The sequence below is a fragment of the Pseudoalteromonas luteoviolacea CPMOR-1 genome (genome assembly GCF_001625685.1).
Classification (GTDB): Bacteria; Pseudomonadota; Gammaproteobacteria; order Enterobacterales; family Alteromonadaceae; genus Pseudoalteromonas; species Pseudoalteromonas luteoviolacea_K.
Genome location: NZ_AUYC01000030.1, coordinates 15,084 through 36,967 on the forward strand (window position 1 = coordinate 15,084; position 21,884 = coordinate 36,967).

Genomic DNA, 21,884 nt, shown 5'->3' on the forward strand with positions numbered 1-21,884 from the left:
GAAATTATTACTTATTTGTGTTGTACTATGGGTATATGTGAGCACTGATAAGAACAGCTAGGCTAAAATACGTGCGACAAAAAATAATAATAAACGAGCGAGTTATTGATACCGCGAGAAATCAAATCACCTATAAAAACCAACCGCAGATCTTGCCGCCTAAAGTGATTGCGGTTTTATATTGCTTGGCCAAAAGACAGGGGCAAGTGGTCAGTCATGATGAGATGATTAACGAGGTTTGGAAAAGCGTCGTTGTGTCACCTAATTCACTACAGCGTGCTATTGCTGAACTGCGAAAGGCACTTGGCGATGACGGTAAAGCGCAGGCCATCATTAAAACGCACTCAAAGCAAGGCTATAGCTTAGAAGCCGCCGTTTTATGGAGCGAACAACAAACCGAGCCAGCAATAAAGGCGCATACACATGCAAAGAAAGCCACAAAGCCTGTACTTTTTTTGGCAATCGTATTGTTTATTATCAGCTTGATTGGTGTGTTTTATTTTGCAAAGCCGCAGAGTGAGACGCTCGAGTTTACTCAACTGACTTCTTTGACTGCAAGTGATGTACAAGAAGGTGCGGGGGTATTTTCACCTGATGGTAAATACTTGGTATTTTACCGTCACTTGGCGAGTTGCGAGAGTGAGCTGTGGGCTAAAAACCTTGCAAGTGAGCAATCAATGAAGCTGACACTGAGCGGGGCTAAATTCACGGGGTTCACGTTTTCACCAGATGGAGAAAAGCTGGGTTTTTTGCAAAACCGAGCATGTGAGCACGAGCCCAATGAATACCAAAGCACTATAAAAAATTGCTGGGATTTGGTGGCAATCAATTTTGCTGAAGCTTTGAAAAGCCCGCAAACACCTCATGTACTAAAAGCATGTAAGCCGACCAAAATGTATCATCCGCAGTGGTTAACTTCAGATTCATTTGCCACTCTTGATTTGCAAAACAATCAGTTACGTGTTGCGTTGCACAATATAAATAACCATCCAGTCGCCACGCTCTTTGAAGATAAAAACTTACATTTATATGTATTAAGGTATTCACCCACTCATCAATTATTGGCCGTGATAGGGTTTAACAAAGAAGGAGGGCAAGTATTGAGCTTGTTAAAACCCACCGGTGAGCTTGTTGCGCAAAATATCATTGATTTTCCCGCGTCATTTGATGGCAGTTCACGTATTTATCCCAATTTTGACCCTGATTCAAAAAGGCTGCTTTATGGGAGTGGTAAATCCTTGTTTGAACTGGACTTCGATGGCAGTGTAAAGCCTATCACCTTGCCCCTTTATCAGGATATTTACAGCATTAATTTCCACCCACATACCAATGCGATTGTGGGCACTTACGGTACTTACGACTCGGACTTAATTACTATGCCTTATGTTGATGGCCAAGTGCTGGGTGAGTCAAAACCCAGTGTTCGCTCTACAAGGCGAGAAGCACAAGGGAAATGGAGTCAAAACACGGCACACCTTGCGTTTATCTCTGAGCGTTCAGGAAGAAAACAAGTTTGGTTGTCGAGTGGAGGAGAGCCAAGGCGATTGACACAATTTAATGGTGCGGAATATCCATTGTCTGTGGAGTGGCGCGCTGATGAAAATAAGTTATATGTTGCGACTAACCAAGGGCTGTACCTCTTTGACTTAACTGGAAATTATAAAAGCTTGTTATCTGAAAAAAGGTTCGTAGGGGTATATCAGTCGAACCTGCTTACGCATACTTTATTGGCTTATGAGGAAAAAGCAATAGTACATCTATCAACTCGAAATGAAGAGGGGGAAATAGAGAATTTGCTTAAAGTGGCAATACAAGATGCAGTGCTATTGAAGCCTCATGAGCTAGTTTATCAAGATTCAAATGGTCAATTTTGGCATTTAAATCAGGGCCAGGTGGTGGCTTTGGCGCTATTAAATCAGCATACGCATAAGGCTGGCTTTGTTGAGCGAGATGGTAGTTTATTTGGGCTGACAAAAAGCAATATGTTGTGGCGTTATAATTTAAAAGAACATACTTACCAAGTGCTTAAGCAAGTCGATAACGGTATTACGTCGATTTCAGATATCAATGACACTCAGTTGTTGTTTGTAAAGCGCATCTCTCAGAAAAAAGAAATTGTATTGATTGAATAGCATGATTTAGATTCATTTATCACAAGTGAGCCTTTTTAAGGTGAACTTGTGATAAATCAATTGAGCTTATTTCGGCAGATACATCTTATCTAGACCCGGGATATTATGCTCCCAACGAGGCACTGCTTCACCAATATAATGCCGTGCTGCATCTAAAAATAAGCGTGTTCTAACCGGTAAATCGCGGTGCGGATAAACGGCATACATGGCGCTATAGTCAGGTAAGTTGACATGTGTGAGCATTGGCACTAACTGCGCGTGATCGATATGATCGGCAAAGAAAAAGGCAGGCGCGGTGCAAAATGCAGTATGCGAGAGCACTTTTTCAAGTAATGCCTCACCATCGTTAGATTTAAACACCGGCGTAATAGGCTGCTCTTGAGGTTTGCCTTTGTCATCAATGTAGCTGATGGACTCAAAACGGATGTGGTTACTTGAGTAGGCAGCAGCTGGCAGCTCAGCCAAATCAGACATTTCTTTTGGCTCACCATAGGTCTCGATAAACTGAGGTGTGGCTAAAATCAACATACGGTTTCGTGCCACTTTACGTGCGATCAATGAGGAGTCTCTCGGTTCACCAACGCGAAACGCCAGATCAAAGCCTTCGGATACCATATCGATGACGCGGTCATCTAATCTTAGCTCAATGGTGACTTGCGGAAAACGTTTTTGAAAATCATTGATCACGGGTAGCAGGTAGTATTTGCCAATGTAACTTGATGAGGTGATACGCAATAAACCTCGGGCTTCTTGGTGATAGTTCTCAGCCATTTGCACTGTGTCTTGCAGCAGCACTCTCAGCTCAGCAGCTTTTTTAACCATTTCAGCGCCAGCGGCAGTTAATGAAAACGAACGGGTAGTCCGGTTGAGCAGACGTACACCAAGCTCCTCTTCTAATTTACTGATTTGTTTAGATATAACTGAGCGATCTATGTTTCTGACTTCGGCAGCTTTTGAAAAAGAGCCTTGCTCAACGACTTCTAATAACATGATCAATCGACTGGTTGTATCCATATCTGGCATCACTATAAATGTTTATTGGTGCCATTCTGGCATTAATGTTTTTAAAAAACTACTATTTTTCGTCATTAATAACAGGCGTACGATGTCCGCATATTAATTTTCTGCGGAGCAACAAATGAAAAAGTTAGGTTTTACACTCAGTGCTGTGGCCCTTGCCCTTGTTTTAAGTGGATGTGGTCAATCCAATGCACAGCAAGGACAACAGCCGCCACCTTTAACCATAGACGTAGCAAGCGTTGAGCTTGAACAAGTTCAATCTTGGCACACATTTACCACGCGTTTAGAAGCGCCTGAACGCGTTTTACTTAAGCCGCGTGTATCCGGTCAAATTGAACGTATGGCATTCACTGAAGGTGAGCGCGTCAATAAAGGTCAGTTATTATTTAGCCTTGATCCAAGACCTTTCCAAGCTCAGATTGATACTTTAAACGCCCAGTTAAAAAGTGCTGAGGCAAGCTTAGAGCAAGCGCGAGGTGAAGCAGAGCGTGCAAATCGTTTGGTTGCACAAAATGCCATTTCAACAGAAGAGGCAGAGCAGCGCAGTGCAACCCTTCGCAGTGCGATTGCAAACAAAAATGCCATTGAGGCACGTCTGCAAAACGCGCAGTTAGATTTAGAGTTCAGCCAAGTATCCGCGCCTATCAGCGGCACTATTTCTCGTGCGGTTGTCACCACAGGTAACTATGTTAAAGCGGGTGAAACTGAGCTGACGACCATTGTTTCTGACGATGAAATTTACGCATATTTTGATGTGGATGAGCGCACATGGAGCCGCCAATTTGCCGGTGTCTCTGTACAAGATCAGATCACAGTACAGCTTCAGCGCTTAGGCGAAACCAAGCAAGTAGCGGGTAAACTTGATTTTATCGATAACGAAATTAATCCCAATACTGGCACATTACGAGTGCGTGCAGTATTTGATGCACAGCAGCATCACTTAAAGCCGGGCGCATTTGCTCGCGTTTCAATCGGTGCGCAAAATGCACAGCAAATGGCCATTGTGCCTGAACGTGCAATTGGTACAGATCTTAAAAATCGTTTTGTCCTGACCATCGACGAAAACAATGTCTTGCAGTACAGGTTGGTTGAGCTTGGCGAGCGTTATGGTGCGTTTCGTGCCATTAAGTCGGGCTTAGAAGAGGGCGATCGCATTGCTGTTAATGGTCCTGCGCGTGTCGGCCCAGGTATGCCAATTACCCCGAATTCTGTCAGTTTAGCTTTTGAAAATACTCAGTTTGTTTTAAAACAGTCTGACCCTTCTTTATTCCTCAGTGCGGCAAACTAAGAGAGCGTTATGAAATTTTCCCACTTTTTTATCAATAGGCCCATTTTTGCGGCCATGCTGTCGATGATTTTTATCATCACAGGTGCTATCTCATTGTTTCAACTGCCGGTCAGTGAATACCCAGAAGTTGTGCCGCCTACGGTTGTTGTTAACGCGACATACCCAGGTGCTAACCCAAAAGTCATTGCAGAGACTGTGGCAACGCCACTTGAGCAAGAGCTCAATGGTCTTGAAAATATGTTGTATCACGGCTCGCAAGCCACCAGTGATGGGCGTTTAACGTTGACTGTCACGTTTGCGCTAGGTACTGATCTTGACCAAGCGCAGGTACAGGTGCAAAACCGTGTGAACAATGCATTACCGCGTTTGCCGCAAGAGGTACAGCGCTTAGGTGTCACAGCTCAAAAGTCATCACCCAACCTTGCTTTGGTAGTGCACTTAGTCTCACCCAATGGTGAGCAAGATACTGCTTACATGGCAAACTACGCTGATTTATATATCAAAGATGAGCTAAAACGCTTACCGGGTGTGGGTGACTTGCAGCTATTTGGTGGTGCAAAGTACTCAATGCGTGTTTGGCTAGACCCAGACGCTTTGGCTGCACGTAACTTAACGGCGTCAGATGTGGTCAACGCACTGCGTACGCAAAACCAACAAGTTGCAGCGGGTTCATTGGGCGCACAGCCAACACCTGAAGAAAACCAATTTCAAATTTTATTAAATGTAAAAGGCCGTTTAGAAAGCATTGAAGAGTTTGAAAGTGTGATCATTAAAGTGGGCGACAATGGCGCACTGACACGCTTAAAAGACATTGCTCGAGTTGAACTTGGCCAAGAAAACTATGCACTGCGTGCAATGTTAGATAACCAGCCAGCCCTTGCAATGCCGATTTTTCAGCGTCCGGGCACCAACGCCATTGAACTGTCTGATGATGTGCGTGAGACCATGGCACGTCTTGAGAAAACATTTCCAGCGGGCATGACTTATGAAATCGCTTATGACCCAACTGTTTTTGTTCGCGGTTCAATCGACGCGGTTATCATGACCTTGATGGAAGCAATTCTATTGGTAGTTGTAGTGGTAGTGGTGTTCTTGCAAACATGGCGCGCTTCTATTATTCCATTGATTGCGGTGCCGGTATCTTTGATTGGTACGTTTGCTGTGATGCAAATGTTAGGTGTCTCAATAAATACCTTATCTTTATTTGGTCTAGTACTCGCAATCGGTATTGTTGTGGATGATGCCATCGTAGTTGTGGAAAACGTAGAGCGTAATATTGCAGATGGCCACAGCCCATACGAAGCCACTAAAATTGCCATGACGGAAGTCACTGGCCCAATTATCGCGATTGCATTTGTACTGTGTGCCGTATTCATTCCAACGGCATTTATTACGGGTTTATCGGGTCAATTCTACAAGCAATTTGCGCTTACAATTACGATTTCGACGTTGATCTCAGCATTTAACTCACTGACGCTGTCACCTGCGCTATCTGCCATTTTGTTAAAATCGCACGATGCACCAAAAGACAGATTAACACGCATACTTGATAAGCTATTTGGCGCATGGTTATTCAAGCCATTCAATCGCTTATTTGATAAAGGTGCAAAAGGCTACGAAGCCATCGTTAAAAAGCTTATTCGTATGAGTGTGGTTGTTGGTGTGGTTTACCTTGCACTTGTTGGCTCAACCATTGGTTTGTTCCAGTCTGTACCAGGTGGCTTTATTCCGCAGCAAGACAAGCAATACTTGGTTGCCGTGGCGCAATTACCAGATGCAGCAAGCTTGGACCGCACTGAAGAAGTCATTAAACAGATGCAAGAAATTGCTCTGCAAGTGCCGGGTGTTGCGCACACGGTTGCATTCCCAGGCTTATCTGTAAACGGCTTTACCAATAGCACCAACAGCGGCATTGTGTTTACGCCACTGGATGACTTTGCAGACAGAAATGACCCAAGCTTGTCAGCGCAGGCAATTGCGATGCAGCTGAATATGCGCTTTGCAGCCATTGATGAGGCATTTGTTGCGGTATTCCCACCGCCGCCAATTTTAGGCTTGGGCACAACCGGTGGTTTTAAACTGCAAATTCAAGATAGAGGCAACCAAGGATTTGAAGCATTGTTTGCAGCGCTACAATCGACCATAGGTGCGGCACAGCAAGATCCAGCACTGACCGGCATTTACTCCAGCTTTAGAGTACAAGTGCCGCAAATGGACATTAATATTGACCGCGAGCAGGCGCTCATTCAAGGTATTCCATTACAGGAAGTATTTGATGCTTTACAAGTATATTTAGGCTCTGTTTATGTTAACGACTTCAACTTATTTGGCCGTACTTACCAAGTGAAAGCGCAAGCTGATGCTGAATTTAGAGCGAAAAAAGAGCAAATTAATAACCTGAAAGTGCGTAATGCCGCGGGCAACATGGTGCCATTAGGTTCAGTTGTTACCGTTGAGGCAACCACAGGCCCTGATCGTGTGATGCACTACAACGGTTATGTGACAGCAGAATTGAACGGCAGCCCAGCGCCGGGTTATAGCTCAGATCAAGCACAGCAAGCCATTGAAAAAGTATTGGCAAACACTCTGCCTGAAGGCATGGCGTACGAGTGGACTGAAGTCACGTACCAGCAGATTTTGGCAGGTAATACCATGGTGTATGTGTTCCCATTGGTTGTGGTTTTAGTCTTCATGGTACTTGCGGCGCAGTACGAGAGTTTGCGCTTACCACTGGCGATTATTTTAATCGTACCAATGACGATATTCTCGGCACTTGCTGGTGTGTATATGCTAGGTGGTGACAACAATATCTTTACGCAAATTGCCTTAATTGTATTGGTGGCACTGGCATCGAAGAACGCCATCTTGATGGTAGAGTTTGCCAGAGACAAGCACGTACAAGGTGCGACACATTTAGAGGCCATAATTGAAGCTTGTAGACTAAGATTACGTCCAATTTTGATGACCTCAATCGCGTTTACCGCAGGTGTTATCCCGCTGGTATTGGCATCAGGCGCGGGTGCAGAAATGCGTCAAGCCATGGGTAACGCAGTATTTTTCGGCATGATAGGGGTAACCGTGTTTGGCTTACTATTTACACCTGTATTTTATCGTCTAGTAACGCCAAAGGAGCAATAAACATGCGCATTATTAAACTGTCTATTTTAAGTCTGGCTGTTGCTGCAATGGTAGGATGCACAAGCACCTCCTACGAGCAAGATGTGGTTGCAAGTCAGCAGGCATTTAACTCGCAAGTTGACGGCACAGCGGTACTCAACACAGTAGCGCATTCTGACGAAGCCAATTGGTGGCAGCAACTTGAGGACACGCACTTAAATCAGCTGGTGGTGGATGTGATGTCTGCCAACCAAAACCTCAAAGCCTCTGCAGCGCGTTTGCGCGCTGCAATGGCGGGGTTAAGTGAAGCTCAGCGCGCTCGCTTACCACAAGGTAATATTAATCTTGCTGGCCAGCGCGGTACCACAGTGCTTACTAATGGACTGCAAGGCCCAATTAATGAATCACTAAATAGTGGCGGTGCATTAACATGGGATGTGGATTTATCAGGTCGTATTGCCAAGTTGGCGGATGCAGCAGCATCCGCTGCAGAGGCGCAGCAAGGTCAGTATCAAGCTTTGGCTGGAGAGCTAGTCACAACGACCATCCAGAGTTACCTGCAATGGCAGGCGCTGAAGCAAACGCAGGCCTTAACTCAAGCGCAACTTAAAGCACTGGAAGAGTCGATAGCCATTATTGAGATCCGTGTCAAAGAAGGCGTGGCAACGGAGCTTGAGCTCAATCGCACCAAGTCGCAATATTTTGAGCACATGCAACGCTTACCGCACATTGCCAGAGAGTTGGCTCAAGTCGAGCAGACATTGGCCGTGTTGAGCAACAAGTCGACTGACAAGCTAGGTCTACATGCATTAGAGCAAGCGCGTTATGAAGCGTTAGCGATTGCCATTAACGTAAACTCGGCATCAGATGCATTGCTGCAACGCGGTGATGTACAAAGTGCAATTGCCAAGCTTAAACAGCAAAGCTACCTGTCGCAAAGTGCAGAGCGAGCGCTATATCCAGACATTAGTTTTTCGGCATTTGCTGGGGTGCTCAACCCAACAGGGGTTAATTTTAATGACACCCAATCTAGCTGGCAGGTAGCCCCAACCTTGAGTTGGTCCTTGTTTAGTTACCCTCAGTTGTTGGCACAGTTAGATAGGCAAGCGGCGCTGAGCGAGGCGAGTTACTATGACTACCGCCAAACCTTAACCCATGTTTTGACACAGGCAGAGTATTCATTACGTGCCTTGTCACAAGCTAAAGTGCAACTAAATTATGCACATGAGCAAGTGATTGCAGCTGAAAGTGCTTATCAGCAAGCAACCGCAGCATATAAAGAAGGGCAATTGGGCTATCTTGAGTTGTTGGATGCGCGCCAAGATGTTTTAATAGCGCAACAATCGCAAATGGCCATGAGAAATATGCTACTTAGCTCGTCGGTAAGTGTATATGGTGAACTAAACGGACAATGGTCTAAGGCTTTGGTTGCAAGTATTTAATACCTGCAACAGCGCCACTTTTGGAGATACAACATACTATGTCTATTGAACACACTAAGATGAAAGCCCTTGAATTACGTTCGCACGGGCTTGATTTTGACTTAGTCATGAGTGAACACGCCATGCCTGAGCCTACAAGCAATGAATTGCTCGTGGCCATTGAGTATGTCGCGCTCAATCACTTAGATGCAAAAATGGCAAGAGATGGGTTTAGCCAATGGGAATATCCGCATATTTTAGGGTTGGATGCCGTTGGTACTGTGATCCAAGCTGGTAAAGGGGTATTTCCAAAAGCGGGCACCCGAGTGTTGTTTAATGCTAACTTGGCACAAAAAGGCATGTTAAAAGAGTTTGCCGTGGTACCTAATCACGCAGTCTCTGAGTTGCCAGCCGATATTAGCCCTGAAGTGGCGGTGATCTTACCGAATGCTGGCATGGCTGCGTTACTCGCTATTGAGAAGTTAAAGTTGCAAGAGGGCGACTCTCTCGCCATCAATAGCGCACAGGGGGCCGTATCGCATTTCGCTATACAATACGCAAAGCAAAAGGGCGCACAAGTCTTTGCTTTTGCACAAAAAGAGCATCATAAACGACTGCGTAAGTTAGGGGCTGACTTTGCTTTTGACTGTGAGTCAGAAAACGTGTGCGACCAAATTAAGCGCGAGATTGGCCCAGAGGGTTTTGATTGCATTTTAAATACCTCTGGCGGCGACTCGTTTGTGACAGATTTAGAACATTTACGTTTTTGTGGCCGCATAGCCTGTTTGAACGGGTTTAGTGAAATTCCTCAAGAGCTGTTGTTTGAGAAGTCGCCAAACATTGGTGTTGTGTCAATTGGTGGTGCTTGGCTAGCAAATAACCTTTGTGCACAGCAGCACTTATGCTTTATGGGGCAAAAGCTCCTAGCTGATGTTAAATCAGGTCAGATCAAAGTACCTGACATAGAACTCATTGAATTTAACGCGCAGGCCGTCAAGGATACTTTATCTTGCTTGCTCACCGCGTCGTGTCAAAAGCGGCCAGTGATTAAAATCGAACACGTATAAAAAAAGCCACAACCTAGGTTGTGGCTTTTTTATGTTTAAAATTTGGATGAGTAAGAAAGAGATAAAAAGTCTAAGCCCGGGTTTGGGCTTTTAAAGCCGGCGTTAGAATAATGAATATAGCGCATCGCGATATTGGCTTCTCCTAAGTTGTAAACGAGCCCTAATCGGTCTTCAAACTGGTAATGGGTGCTCACGTTTTTTCCTGCAAACTCAGTATCTTCAAGTAGTGCCAAACCTATACCAAACTCTATGGAAAGAGGTCTGTTGTAGAGTGTCATGACTGGGTATCGGAGCACCGGAGATACGGCTAAGACAAAGTTTTGGTCGTACTTGCCGCTGTCACCAAAACGCCAAAAGTTGACGCTTGACTCAAAATACATATCAACATGATGCCAATTGTCGGGCAGCCATGATTTTGTATGGTACTGATAGGCAAGCTTTACGCCCCGTACATCACCTTCTCCATGAATATAATGTACTCCGTAACCATGAGGTGAGCTAGCCAAGGCTGATCCTGACATGACCATAGATAAAAGTAAGCCTGATAAGTGTTTCATAACGCGTGGTTCAATAGAGAATTTGCGTTATTGTGCGCGTTATTTTTATGTCTAAATAGAAACTAAAAAGCAATTTATTGGTGCTGATTTGGCATCACTAATGTAAGTGTTTGGTTTTTCAGTTAATTTTTAATTTGTGCATTATCGGCATCAATTAATTGCTATTTTGTTGACTTTTTCAACTGTAAAGGAGGTGTACACTTACCTTAATCGCACCTTAACAGCAAAAGAGAGCAACACAATGCGCACTTGGTTTTCAGCATTTGCCTTAATGGCAGTATTGATATTCGGCCTAAGTTTTTCTGCACACAGTCAAAGTGATAATCAACCTGCTAGTCAGCTAGATGTATTAGCACAAGGTTTGAGCTTACAGTTTAAACAAGCCACTGAGCAATTGGCTCTTTTGCCTGTCAATGAGCGAAATACGTTTGCCATGCAAGTCGTTAACGCACAGTTTGTGCCGCATTTAGATTTGGAGTTCTCTTCTTTAAAATTATTAGGTAAGCATGTTCGCGGTTTAGATAGACAACAAACCGCTGAGTTTACCAAGCTGATTGAGTCACAATTGGTAAATATGTATGCCCAAGTGCTGGTGGATTATAAAGGCGCTGATGTGTCGTTGCAGTCTTTACAAACTAACCAAGGCCGAAAGTTTGCAGAGGCGGCCATTGATATAAATAAGCCCAATCGAGAGCACTCGCAACTGATCTTTAAGTTTAAACAAGACACGCAAGGTCATTGGCGCGTATATGATGTGATATCTCGCCATGTTTCGCAGTTAAGTGTTAAACGCCAAAGCTTGGTATTAAAAATCAGTGAAATTGGTTTTGAGCAGTTAAATCATGAGCTAAGACAAGCGCAAGCAAATAATATTTAAAAAGATTGTTGCACCTTAAAGGTTAACAAACTTGCGCAACAAGGTGTGCAGGCCTTACGAATTAAGTAGTAGGTAAGCGTGGGTTTGAACAATTATTGCAAAGGGGCAAATTGTCGGTGTTTTTGCCCTCGTTGCCTCTCTATGAAAAGGTTTTTTTGTGCTTTACACTGCCAAGCCATACCGGTTTTTTGGCAGCCAAATTTACAAGGAAGCATTTTCATGACGTTGTTAAAACAGCAGCACTTTTTGGGGCAACTCGAACAAGACAAGCAACATTTATCCCCCTTTTTACCAGCGCAAGACAACCCTGTATTGAGTGCCGAACCTGCGCCGCCAAACCCTTATTGTGAATTACCCATGCGGGGTGTACCCAATGATATTTTAACTGGGCTTAAGCCTCACTATTCAAACTACATACGTGTACCGGTCAGTTCAGCAAGATACTGGCATACCGGATTTGATTTGCACGCTGACAAACAGTTGTATTGTGTTAATAAAAACAGCACACAGCGAATTAGTACCGCGTTACAAAGTCAATCAGCGGATACGTATGCGTTTATTAAAAAACCGCCCGTGAGCTTATCAACCCAAGTCGTAACAGGTGCGCCGGCCAAGCCGACAAGCGCGATGTTTAAATCAGATGCAGCGGCGGTCGCCGCTGGCGCACTGCCAAAAGAGCACATTGAAAATCAGCAGAAAAATGCAGATACCATTGCCCCCTCGGTGATCATCAGTCAGCCAAAAGACGCGCAAGCCTTGGTATTAAAGCAAAGTGCGCAAACTAAAAAGCGCTTTGCGCACCATGTGATGCGACCCGGTGAAACCGTTGAAAGTGTGGTGGACCTGTACACAGGGACACTCGACACTGGCCGAATATATGGCTTTAACTACCCACAAATTACCGCCAAAAAACCACCTAAACCCGGTGACACCATAAAAGTACATACTGGCTATGATGTGCTAGTGAAAGGTCAGTTTTATAACAGTCGTTCTGTTGAAGTTAGTTGGCAAGGGCCAACATCCGGAACTATGCACGCAGAGTTAGAACGCATTGATGGTGAGTATCAGCCTGATACGGGGTATGAGTACACGCTTGCTTTGCCGCTTATTGAAGGCGAGTACCAGCTCAACGCTAATGCGGATGGCGCAAGTCATCGCATTCAATTTTCGGTTGTTGAGTCAAATGAACAGCAACAAATTGTAGATATTATTTATATCCCCGCGGATCATAGTTTTGTTGCCGTCACCCAGTCACTGGCGGATATTTTAGATGCGCAAAGAGCCGAGCTCAACCCCTTAATTGAAAACTTAAAGCAGTGTATTGCTGGGCAGAAAAAAGCGCCAGTCGGTGACGGTTTTACCAGTGAAATGATCGACGCTAAACAGGACTTGAACAAGGCTCTTAAGCCATTGGTAATGGGGCCAGGGGTAAATAAACTTACGGAAATTATTGGCTATAAGGGCAATAAATATACCTATGTGCTCAGTGATAAAGTGGCGAACCACACACGCAAATATAAAATTGACACGGATATTCGCGATGGCCGACGTTTTAGCAATGACAAAGGAGAGCTTGATAAAAATAAACTCGTTCAAGCCCTTAAAAATGATTTAACCAAGCTTAAAACCAGTTTTAAATTTGACTTTAAGCTTATTGAAAACAACGTCACGATATGGGGTGACTGGGCTAAAGAGTTGAATAAAAATTTAAGTATTAAAGGGTTTGAAAAAAGCGACTACTTTGATGCCAGCGCAGATGCTAGGTTGATGCGCTTTACTCACGGGGCCAGCATTGCACTAAAATTTAGTAAAAATGATGGGGTGTTTGCTTTGCAAGGGGATTATAAAGCAGACTTTGCTGTGGCTGAAGGGAAAGCACAATTACGGGGCTATGCACCGAGTAAGCACGGTTATGAAGTAAAATTTATGATGCCGCTGAAAAATAGCAGTGCGAAAACCGAAGTTAACCTTGGGCGTTTAAGGCTAAATATGTCATTGGCAGTAACGGGTTATGCAGGTGCCAATCTGCAAGCAGCGTTCAATTTGGGGTATAGCTATACACAAGGGAAGATGATGTTAAACGCACTGAGCGATGAAGAGCTCAGCGCCATCAAAAAAGCTGACCAAGAATTTATCCCTGTCAAATTAGGCGTTGAAGTCTTTGCCGGAGTGTCAGTTGGGGGCGAAGTTTCTGGCGCATTGCAATGGGATAACCCTGAAAAGAAACAAAGACCAGGGTTTTGTGATTTAGCAAAATTTGGCTCAAAAATAACGGGGTCACTTGGCCTTGGGGCGAGTAGAGCTTTTTATATTGAATATGATGCGGGCAAGTTTTTGATGAAGTTGAAAGCTAGCCTAGTCTGGGGTGTTGGTGTGGGAGGTGAATTCGTCTGCGAAGTGGGTGGTGACGAACTAATAACGTTGGCCCAATTTGTATATCATCAGCTGAAAAATAAAGACTATGATTATTTGTCTTTTATTCAACCATTGGCGTTTGAAGTGCTTTACAAGGCGATTATGCTTAATATATATACAGGAACTAACATGGTAAGCTTTTTGTACAATACAGTGCGTGAAGTAGATACTGTATGGCGAAACACAATTCTAGATCAAAAAAACGCTCAATTGTTAGCTGAACGGATTTTAATGAGGCCTGAATTTATCAAATATTCAGCACCAGAAGCAAAAGGCGCATTTCTAAATATATTGGCAAATACTAATTTGGCGAGTTATTTAGACTTAGACTCATACAGTTGGTCTGGTTTTAGTGAAAAACGAGAACATGCGATTTTGATCATTTTAGAACATATACTATGTAAGCATGAACTCGACGAGGTCTTACAGCATATGGGAGAAGGCGGGGAAAAATGTTCAAAATATGAAGGATTGGACCAATTAAATGGGATTCTCGACTTTTCCCAACAAACCCAATTTGACGCTTGGCAGCGGCAATTACCCCTGAGTGCGAAAGCTGGCTCTGTAGAAGTTGCCATGTTGCATTCAGAGCCATTCAGTGTAACAGCATAGTAATCAAAACGGTGCGTTTCTCAATCAAATTGGTAATGATTGATTTAGGGCGCACCTAAAGCCAAGATCTCTGTAACTTAAATTAAGCTCCGCAGCTTTTTGTCTAGAATAGACATTGTTTCCGCGGGGGGACTCCATAAATGTTCCGCCTCGCATGATTTTTTGATTGCCAGTGCTTGGCCCTTTAGGGTTATGTTCAGGAGAGTGTTGATAATAATCTTCTGCCCACCAATCGTTAACCCACTCAATCATATTGCCACTCAAATCATAAAATCCAAGCGGGTTGGGTGGGTATGTACCGCTAATGGCAGAGCTTTTTGAGCTGATTGAAGGTGCAAAATTTACACCGAGCTCTAACTGCCCGTTATTGGTTGCAAAAAATAAGTTTTCGCCTCGATTACGTGCGGCAAATTCCCACTGTGCTTCAGTCGGTAAATCAAAGGGCAACCCAGTGAGTTTCGCGATCCATAAGCAATAGTTTTTCGCACCATACCAGTGTACCCCAGCTGGATATTCAGGCGCGCGCCAAATAGCCTCACGTTTCCACTTTTTATCCCACATGGTTTTAGGTAAATCATTTACCGCAGTGTATAAATCAAAGTCCCCATAATTGACTTCATAAGCACCCATAGAGTAACTGGTTAATGTGACCTTGTGAGCGGGTTTGTTATCAGTAAATCGGGTCCATGGCAATCCATCGGGTGCGCCGCCATCTCCCATCATAAAGCTACCACCCTCAACAAAAATCATCTGAGCTTTGGTGCGCGCAATCAAGGCCTGAACTTGTTTGTCTTGCTCCCCCGAGATTTTGTCGATGCGCAGGCCAAGATCCTCACAGCCACCCAGCAATATGCTTGCGAAAGGTACGAGTATGAGTTGTTTATTACGGTAGGGCTGAAAATTAAAAGCGGTTTTGTCGAAGACTTTTTTAATCATTAATTACTTATCCTTAGTATGATTAATTTATGCGCTAGCATATCAGGGACAGGGTAAAGGAGAAAGTGAATCGTTATAAAGTATGAGGTTTGAGGCTTAGACTTTTTTGATTAAAGAGGGGGCTAATGGAGCCTCAAAAATGTGCCTGTCCATTTTTACACCGCCAGAGGCCAAAGGCGCTTTTTTAAATGCCTTAGCTAATAGTAATTTGGCGAGTTATTTTGATACAGACTCATACAGTTGGTCAGGATTTAATGAGCAGAGAGAAAATGCCATCTTAGTTATTTTTGAAACACGTATTGTGTAGGCATGAACTCAACAAGGTAATGCGGCATATGGGTGAAGGGGGGACAAATTGTTCCAAGCAAGAGGGGCTAGACCAATTAAATAGTATTTTAGATTTCTCTCAACAGGCCCAGTTTGATGCATGGCAGCGCCAGCTGCCATTCAGTGCTAAAGAGGGCTCTGTAGAGGTGGCAATGGTGAAGTCAGAGCCATTCAGCGCAACAGCATAGTAATTTAAAGGTGTGCCTAATCATCTAAAGGTTGCGATTGATTCAAGGCACATCTAAACCCAGTTGCGCGATATGCAATATCGAGCTCATCAGACTCTTGTCGAATATACACATTACTTGCTCCGGGAGATTCTAAAAACATCCCACCACGCATGACTTTTTTCTCGCCTGTGCTTGGTCCTCTAGGGTTATGTTCAGGAGAGTTTTGGTAATAATCCTCTGCCCACCAGTCGTTTACCCATTCATTGAGGTTTCCGCTTAAATCAAAAAAACCCATAGGGTTTGGTGGGTAGGTACCGCTGATATAAAAGCTTGCCGGACTTGTTGCTGGAGAGAAATTTATTCCCAGTTCTAATTGTCCGTTATTAGTAGCAAAGAATAGGTTCTCACCTCGATTACGTGCGGCAAATTCCCACTGCGCTTCAGTGGGTAAATCAAAGGGTAAATTTGTAAGCTTAGCTAACCACAGACAGTAGTTTTTTGCGCCATACCAGCTCACGCCCGCTGGATATTCGGGCCCTCGCCAAATTTCGTTTTTGTCCCATTCGTCCCAGACTGTTTTTGGGAGATTATGTACCGCAGTGTATAAATCAAAGTCCCCATAGCTGACTTCATAAGCACCCATAGAGTAGCTAGTTAATGTGACCTTGTGTGCGGGTTTGTTATCAGTCGCGATGGTCCAAGGCAAATCGTCGGGCCCACCGCCATCTCCCATCATAAAGCTACCGCCTTCAACAAAAACCATCTGCGCTTTGGTACGCGCAATCAAGGCCTGAATTTGTTTGTCTTGCTCCCCCGTGATTTTGTCGATGCGTTGAGCAATCTCATCACAGCCACCGAGTAACATGCTGGCCAGTGGAACGAGTATGAGTTGTTTAGTCCGATAGGGCTGTAAATTAAAAGCGGTTTTGTCTAAGATTTTTTTAATCATTAATTACTTATCCTTAGTATGATTAATTTATGCACTAGCATATCAGGGACAGGGTAAAGGAGAAAGTGAATCGTTATAAAGTATGAGGTTTAGGCGTGAGGTATTAATTGGAGGTGTATAGGGAGATAATTTTAAATACTCAATATCGTGATTTTTCCATCTGTTCAGCGTGTTTTTATCTTTGGCCAAGTTATAAGGCTTAACCCAAAAGAGATTTTGTTTCTCGATTCTGATGCTGTTGTAACTCCTCCACAAAGTGGCATAGGGTGTCAACAGAATTGAGTAATAGGGTAAGCCCCCTATTACTCAATATGATGTTTATAGTTGTTTTAAGAACCGCTCAGCAGAGGCGAGTTCTCTTTTTTGTAAAGATACGCAAGAGTTTAATCTGAGCTCTGCTGTGGGTAAGCTTTTGCCAATCCCTGGGAATGCCTCTACTTTCGATTCATAGAATGACTTAATATCGTTAAAACCTTTCATTTGACATTTTTGCGTTGAAATATAGGGGAGATAAGCAACCACATATGGCGGAACTCGTTGTGTAATTTGCTCAAAGTTTTCAAAAATCCACTGGTTCATTTTTGCTTTTCGTTCTGGTCGATAACTTAACCCTAGCAGTACTGAAGGCGTATCTGATGCTGTTAATTTATCAGTTAACAAGTAGCTTTGTACTTGGGACTGAAGATCCTTTTGATTAAAGTAACCAAGAGCAGATAATAATTTTACACGGACACTGGGCACGGCTGTCTGTTCAATGGTTGATTTAAATTGGTTGAGTAGTGCCTGATCGCCAAAGTAAGCCGCTATTTCAAGGTACGTGTTGGTTAGATAAGGGTCTACTTTACTGGGGTCTTTAAAGAACTGCGTTGTTTGCTTTTGTGCTTCAGCGATGATATTTGGGTCTTGTACTTCAAAAGCTGCCAGTTTGAATACTATCGCTCTTAACTCGGAAACGGTGTCAGCTTCTCCAGTTTGTCTTTCGAAGCCATATCGTTCGATGACATCAGATACTTTTTGAGAAACTAAAGCTTGCCACTGAGATTGATTTTTCTCTGTCTCAAAGGTGCGCATATTACTGACGATCCCTTTTAATGCATTGGCAGCAACTTTTGGATGGGGATCATTAGTGAATGTGTTTAGAGACGCGAGCAGGGTGTAGGCATTCACTTTCCCTGCATCCATCAGTTGCTTGGCTGTTTCTATCAAAGAGAGCTTTTCACGTGTGTTTAAAGCTTTATCTGCCTGTGCCAACACCGCTTGATATTGTACTTCTGGCATGGACCATAAGTAGTAGCCAATGGCGTTGTCATTAGGGTAAACCCAGGTAGGCTCAAAATCGAGAGTAACTGATTGAGTTTGCTGAGTTAACAGTATCCTTTTAGTGGCAACATTCCCTTTGTTATCTCCGTACTTGATAGAGACGGGCACCTTCCAAAGTTGCGCTTTGGCTTGTTGACCTTTAGGTAAAAACCGAGTCTGACTCAAAGTGAGTGTTTTACCTGACTGAGTAAAATCGATTAACGGAAAGGAAGATTGTGAGACAAAAGAATCTAAAACTCCCGGTACATCTTTTTTAGAAACCGCCTCAAGTTCAGACCATAAATCTTTTGCTTCTGCATTTTTATAGGCATATTTTTTGATGTAATTTCGCATACCCTGCTGGAATACTTTATGGCCTATCCATTCTTCCACCATGGTTAGCACAGCACTGCCTTTAGAGTAAGCAAGGCCGAGTCCATCCATAATATCATCTGAACTGTTTATGGGCTTACGAATCGGTTTTGTAGTGACCAAGGCATCTCTCAACATGGCGCTGTGTTGTGGCAACAATAAATCTCGTTCTAGCTCAGGGTATAATTTGGTGACCATTTTTCCACCAATCCAAGTGGCGAATGCTTCGTTTAGCCACATGTCATTCCACCACTTCAAGGTTACTAAGTTACCGTACCATTGATGCGCGAGTTCATGCGCAATGACGTATAGGTGTGTATCGAACTCACTACGAGGCTGAGTAAGGGGATCAATAAGTAGAATTTCTTCGCGGTAGGTAATTAACCCTGCGTTTTCCATCGCACCATAAGGAAACTCTGGTAGAGCAACTTGATCTAGCTTTTTGTACGCATAAGGAATATCAAAGTATTGCTCTAATGCTTGAAGGATTTTGGGCGTTTCTTTAACTGCAGAGTGAGCAATACCAATTTTCCCATGTGGCGTCACAATATTGCCCGGGACTGACATTTTTTCAACGGGCACTTCTTCAAAAGGCCCCACAGCCAGTGCGACTAGATAAGATGACAGAGGGGGCGTTTTGTCAAAGTAGTGCGTTGTTTTCCCATCGCTTGAACTGGTCTTAATGACGGGGGTATTTGCATAAACCTTTTGTGAAGATGGCGCGGTAATGGTGAGCTGAAAAGGAATTTTGAATTCTGGCTCATCAAACACAGGGAAGGCGCGCCTTGCGTCACTCATTTGAAATTGTGTAAACAGGTATGGTACGTCTCTATCTATTGATTTATAAAGGCCAACGCTTTGACGATTATAAGGCGCATCGAAAGCAATTTTTAGGGTGTATTCCCCTTTTGGGATCAGTGTGTCACAAGCGAGTTTTACTTTACCCGTCTTTAACATCGTATCTTTGAGGTCGCACTGCTTATCACCGAGTAGTTTGGCAAATTCAATGGCGTAATCGAGCCCATTTAATTCAATAAATTTCGTGTCTTCTAAGACTTGAATATCAATGACGGTCTGTCCAGAAAAACGCTCTTTAGCAGGGTCTACATCCAAACTAACATGTTGTTGTATTGGCTTGGCAACCTTGGCTAAGCGGTAGTCGTCGCTCATATTGGCTGAAGCAGTAAAAGAAAGAAAAATAGCCGTAGATAAGAGAGTAGGTTTAAACATTAATTGTCCTTTTTTGTTGTCATGCCCAATTATCTACACAATCGGGACAAAGTTAAAAGTCAATTCTTTCGTTAAGATTTAAAGTAGAGTTACATTTCAAATAAGAATCATGGTTAAGTTATTGTTTTGTATTGGCTATGCTTGGCTTTGGGAATGGTGGGAAGTGCAGGTGAAAATTAAGTTATTATGTAACAGGTTTTTTCAAAGTATGTGTATTCGTGTGCACTTTCATTTGCACCAATAGACTGCCATCGACTGAGCTGGGGTAATGCCTCCAAACATGTGCCTACCCATTTTATTTTTCGTCAATTTTATTTTTTATCTACTATACTTTGTTTTTTAGGGTAAATTATAAATTAAATTATGTAATTTTGATTAATTTATGTGCTGGCCTGTTGGGGCAGAGTGAGGCGGAAAGTGGCTTGCAATAAAGGGTGGGCCTTTACATTTTGAGGTGGATTTAGACACAAAGGTGGTACTTGGCGTGAGGGAGCGTCCGCTCTTCCTCTAAATTGTGCTCAGTATAAGTTTACGTTAATTGCGAATTTTAGGCTAATTATGTAAGGTTATTTTAGTGTACGAATGTGCTTTTCCCTGAAAGAGATTGGTGCTTGAGAGCGATAGAGCATATAAAACAAGCGAGAGTATATGACTCGAAAAATTGATTTTACTACATACTCTCTTGATGAGTTGTATCTGTCTGCCAAGGCTGTAGACCGAGAGCAGTACCCCAAAATTGCAAAGGAAATCGATAGGTTAATTTTAGAGAAAGAAAAGCTAGAGTCAGCTACCCAAAATAAGCAACTTTCTGCAATATATAATAAAGCTATTTTTCGCATTTTTAGTATGTTTTTTGTATTGCCTCCAGCTATTTTTTCTTCATCACTCCTGTTCGATGAGACTGTGCAGTTAATAATTACACCTGTTTTTGTGGTGGTTTTTGGGTTTGCTTTTTTTAAGTTGGCTTATTGGAACGTATCCGATGCGGTTTATGATGAAGGTGACGCTTTGCTATTCATAAAAAATAATAAACAACAAAGAGTAGAGTTAAAAGATATCGTCAAGGTGAAACATGTTATGACAAACCGGGGATTAATACGGGTTCAAATAAGAAATAACGATGCGACTGAGTCTGAATTGTTGTTTGAGCCACAAATGAAGTCTTCTATAAGTGCCTTGGTTAGCGAATTAAATAGAAGAGCAATATCTGCCAAACGTACAAAGTAATGCAAGGGAAAGCGCCTTGCTGTACGAGCAGGTTTAGAGAGTGTTGCAGATCAGCGAAAGGAATGAAGTTTGATGTATAAAGTTGGCGTTGTTTTGTTTGATGATTTTACCGATGTAGATTTTTTTCTTATGTATGACTTGCTTGGGCGAACAACTGATAGTTGGACTGTTAGTATTCTGGGAACCCAGCCTGAGCATTATTCTCATCTCGGTATGAAAGTTAAGACTGACGGACATGTGTCAGAGGTTACGAGTCAAGATGTAGTCCTTATAACCAGCGGTAAACGCGGTATACCCGCCGCCATGAAAGATTGTGAATTTATGTCAGCGTTAAACCTTGACCCGAATAATCAGCTAATTGGGTCGATTTGTGCGGGTTCATTCATCCTTCATGAACTTGGTCTGCTTAAAGGTAAGCCGTTAACGACGAACCCAGATGCCAAGCGTGCTCTGCAAAGTTTGGGAGGGGATGTTCAGGACCTACCCTTGGTTGTACAAGGTAACATAGCTACTGCTGGAGGTTGTCTTTCATTGATGTATTTAATTGGCTGGTTGGCAGAACGATTGTTTGACTCACGCAAACGAAGGGCCATACAAAATCAATTGATTCCGGCTGGGCAGTTGGAAATTTTTGAAGCGCTCATTGATACAACTATTCAATCAGCAGAATTGGAGAATTTACATAACTTAGCGGCTAAGAATCATTTTTAATGTGTGGCATTTATACTTTACGATGGATAGAGTATTTAAAGTGCTATGTGAAGGCTTCAGCGTTGTGTTACCAAACACTTTAATTTACTGCCTCTAATTTAGTTTTTACATAGGTTCTTTTCTTTATGTTTTATTATGGGTACAGTGACGTAAGCAA

16 protein-coding genes are annotated in these 21,884 nt (G+C 43.2%); 11 read left to right on the forward strand and 5 right to left on the reverse strand.

Annotated features, from left to right (window positions below):
- Nucleotides 1-71 precede the first annotated feature (71 nt).
- A complete protein-coding gene (locus tag N473_RS12535) occupies nucleotides 72-2,132 on the forward strand; it encodes a winged helix-turn-helix domain-containing protein (protein ID WP_063368206.1) in 2,061 nt (686 codons plus the stop codon).
- Between the two features lie 66 nt (nucleotides 2,133-2,198).
- Here N473_RS12535 and N473_RS12540 read toward each other — a convergent pair whose 3' ends face one another.
- A complete protein-coding gene (locus tag N473_RS12540; protein WP_063368287.1) occupies nucleotides 2,199-3,146 on the reverse strand; it encodes a LysR family transcriptional regulator in 948 nt (315 codons plus the stop codon).
- Between the two features lie 124 nt (nucleotides 3,147-3,270).
- Here N473_RS12540 and N473_RS12545 point away from each other — a divergent pair, with 124 nt between their 5' ends.
- Genes N473_RS12545 through N473_RS12560 form a run of 4 tightly spaced genes read left to right on the forward strand, consistent with a single transcriptional unit; the run spans nucleotide 3,271 to nucleotide 10,045 of the window.
- On the forward strand, nucleotides 3,271-4,440 hold the full coding sequence (locus N473_RS12545; protein WP_063368207.1) for an efflux RND transporter periplasmic adaptor subunit: 1,170 nt from the start codon (nucleotides 3,271-3,273) through the stop codon (nucleotides 4,438-4,440).
- A gap of 9 nt (nucleotides 4,441-4,449) precedes the next feature.
- The gene (locus N473_RS12550; RefSeq protein WP_063368208.1) at nucleotides 4,450-7,578 is read left to right on the forward strand and encodes an efflux RND transporter permease subunit; all 3,129 of its coding nucleotides are present in this window, start codon (nucleotides 4,450-4,452) and stop codon (nucleotides 7,576-7,578) included.
- Between the two features lie 2 nt (nucleotides 7,579-7,580).
- Nucleotides 7,581-8,999: a TolC family protein gene (locus tag N473_RS12555; protein ID WP_063368209.1), complete on the forward strand. Its 1,419-nt coding sequence runs from the start codon at nucleotides 7,581-7,583 to the stop codon at nucleotides 8,997-8,999.
- Between the two features lie 38 nt (nucleotides 9,000-9,037).
- Complete coding sequence (locus N473_RS12560; protein ID WP_063368210.1) at nucleotides 9,038-10,045, forward strand: zinc-binding dehydrogenase; 1,008 nt, start codon at nucleotides 9,038-9,040, stop codon at nucleotides 10,043-10,045.
- A 35-nt stretch (nucleotides 10,046-10,080) separates the two neighbouring features.
- Here the strand turns inward: N473_RS12560 and N473_RS12565 are convergent, their stop codons facing one another.
- Nucleotides 10,081-10,602 (reverse strand): acyloxyacyl hydrolase, encoded by a 522-nt coding sequence (locus tag N473_RS12565; RefSeq protein ID WP_063368211.1) that lies wholly within the window; start codon nucleotides 10,600-10,602, stop codon nucleotides 10,081-10,083.
- 241 nt (nucleotides 10,603-10,843) lie between these two features.
- On the opposite strand from N473_RS12565, the gene N473_RS12570 reads away from it, so the two are divergent.
- Nucleotides 10,844-11,479 (forward strand): ABC transporter substrate-binding protein, encoded by a 636-nt coding sequence (locus N473_RS12570; protein ID WP_063368212.1) that lies wholly within the window; start codon nucleotides 10,844-10,846, stop codon nucleotides 11,477-11,479.
- A 219-nt stretch (nucleotides 11,480-11,698) separates the two neighbouring features.
- Nucleotides 11,699-14,506: a hypothetical protein gene (locus N473_RS12575; protein ID WP_063368213.1), complete on the forward strand. Its 2,808-nt coding sequence runs from the start codon at nucleotides 11,699-11,701 to the stop codon at nucleotides 14,504-14,506.
- A 24-nt stretch (nucleotides 14,507-14,530) separates the two neighbouring features.
- Here the strand turns inward: N473_RS12575 and N473_RS12580 are convergent, their stop codons facing one another.
- Nucleotides 14,531-15,442 carry a formylglycine-generating enzyme family protein gene (locus tag N473_RS12580; RefSeq protein ID WP_081221142.1) on the reverse strand — a complete coding sequence of 304 codons (912 nt, stop codon included), beginning with the start codon at nucleotides 15,440-15,442 and terminating at the stop codon, nucleotides 14,531-14,533.
- A gap of 139 nt (nucleotides 15,443-15,581) precedes the next feature.
- On the opposite strand from N473_RS12580, the gene N473_RS26220 reads away from it, so the two are divergent.
- Complete coding sequence (locus N473_RS26220) at nucleotides 15,582-15,749, forward strand: hypothetical protein (RefSeq protein ID WP_155735598.1); 168 nt, start codon at nucleotides 15,582-15,584, stop codon at nucleotides 15,747-15,749.
- Nucleotides 15,750-15,777: 28 nt separating this feature from the next.
- Nucleotides 15,778-15,957, forward strand: coding sequence for a hypothetical protein (locus N473_RS12585; protein ID WP_063368214.1), 180 nt, complete (start codon nucleotides 15,778-15,780; stop codon nucleotides 15,955-15,957).
- A gap of 16 nt (nucleotides 15,958-15,973) precedes the next feature.
- Here the strand turns inward: N473_RS12585 and N473_RS12590 are convergent, their stop codons facing one another.
- Nucleotides 15,974-16,888 (reverse strand): formylglycine-generating enzyme family protein, encoded by a 915-nt coding sequence (locus tag N473_RS12590; protein WP_081221144.1) that lies wholly within the window; start codon nucleotides 16,886-16,888, stop codon nucleotides 15,974-15,976.
- A gap of 318 nt (nucleotides 16,889-17,206) precedes the next feature.
- On the reverse strand, nucleotides 17,207-19,789 hold the full coding sequence (locus N473_RS12595; protein WP_063368215.1) for a M1 family metallopeptidase: 2,583 nt from the start codon (nucleotides 19,787-19,789) through the stop codon (nucleotides 17,207-17,209).
- A 648-nt stretch (nucleotides 19,790-20,437) separates the two neighbouring features.
- On the opposite strand from N473_RS12595, the gene N473_RS12600 reads away from it, so the two are divergent.
- Complete coding sequence (locus N473_RS12600) at nucleotides 20,438-21,016, forward strand: hypothetical protein (protein WP_063368216.1); 579 nt, start codon at nucleotides 20,438-20,440, stop codon at nucleotides 21,014-21,016.
- A 72-nt stretch (nucleotides 21,017-21,088) separates the two neighbouring features.
- On the forward strand, nucleotides 21,089-21,727 hold the full coding sequence (locus tag N473_RS12605; protein ID WP_063368217.1) for a DJ-1/PfpI family protein: 639 nt from the start codon (nucleotides 21,089-21,091) through the stop codon (nucleotides 21,725-21,727).
- The last annotated feature ends 157 nt before the right edge of the window (nucleotides 21,728-21,884 follow it).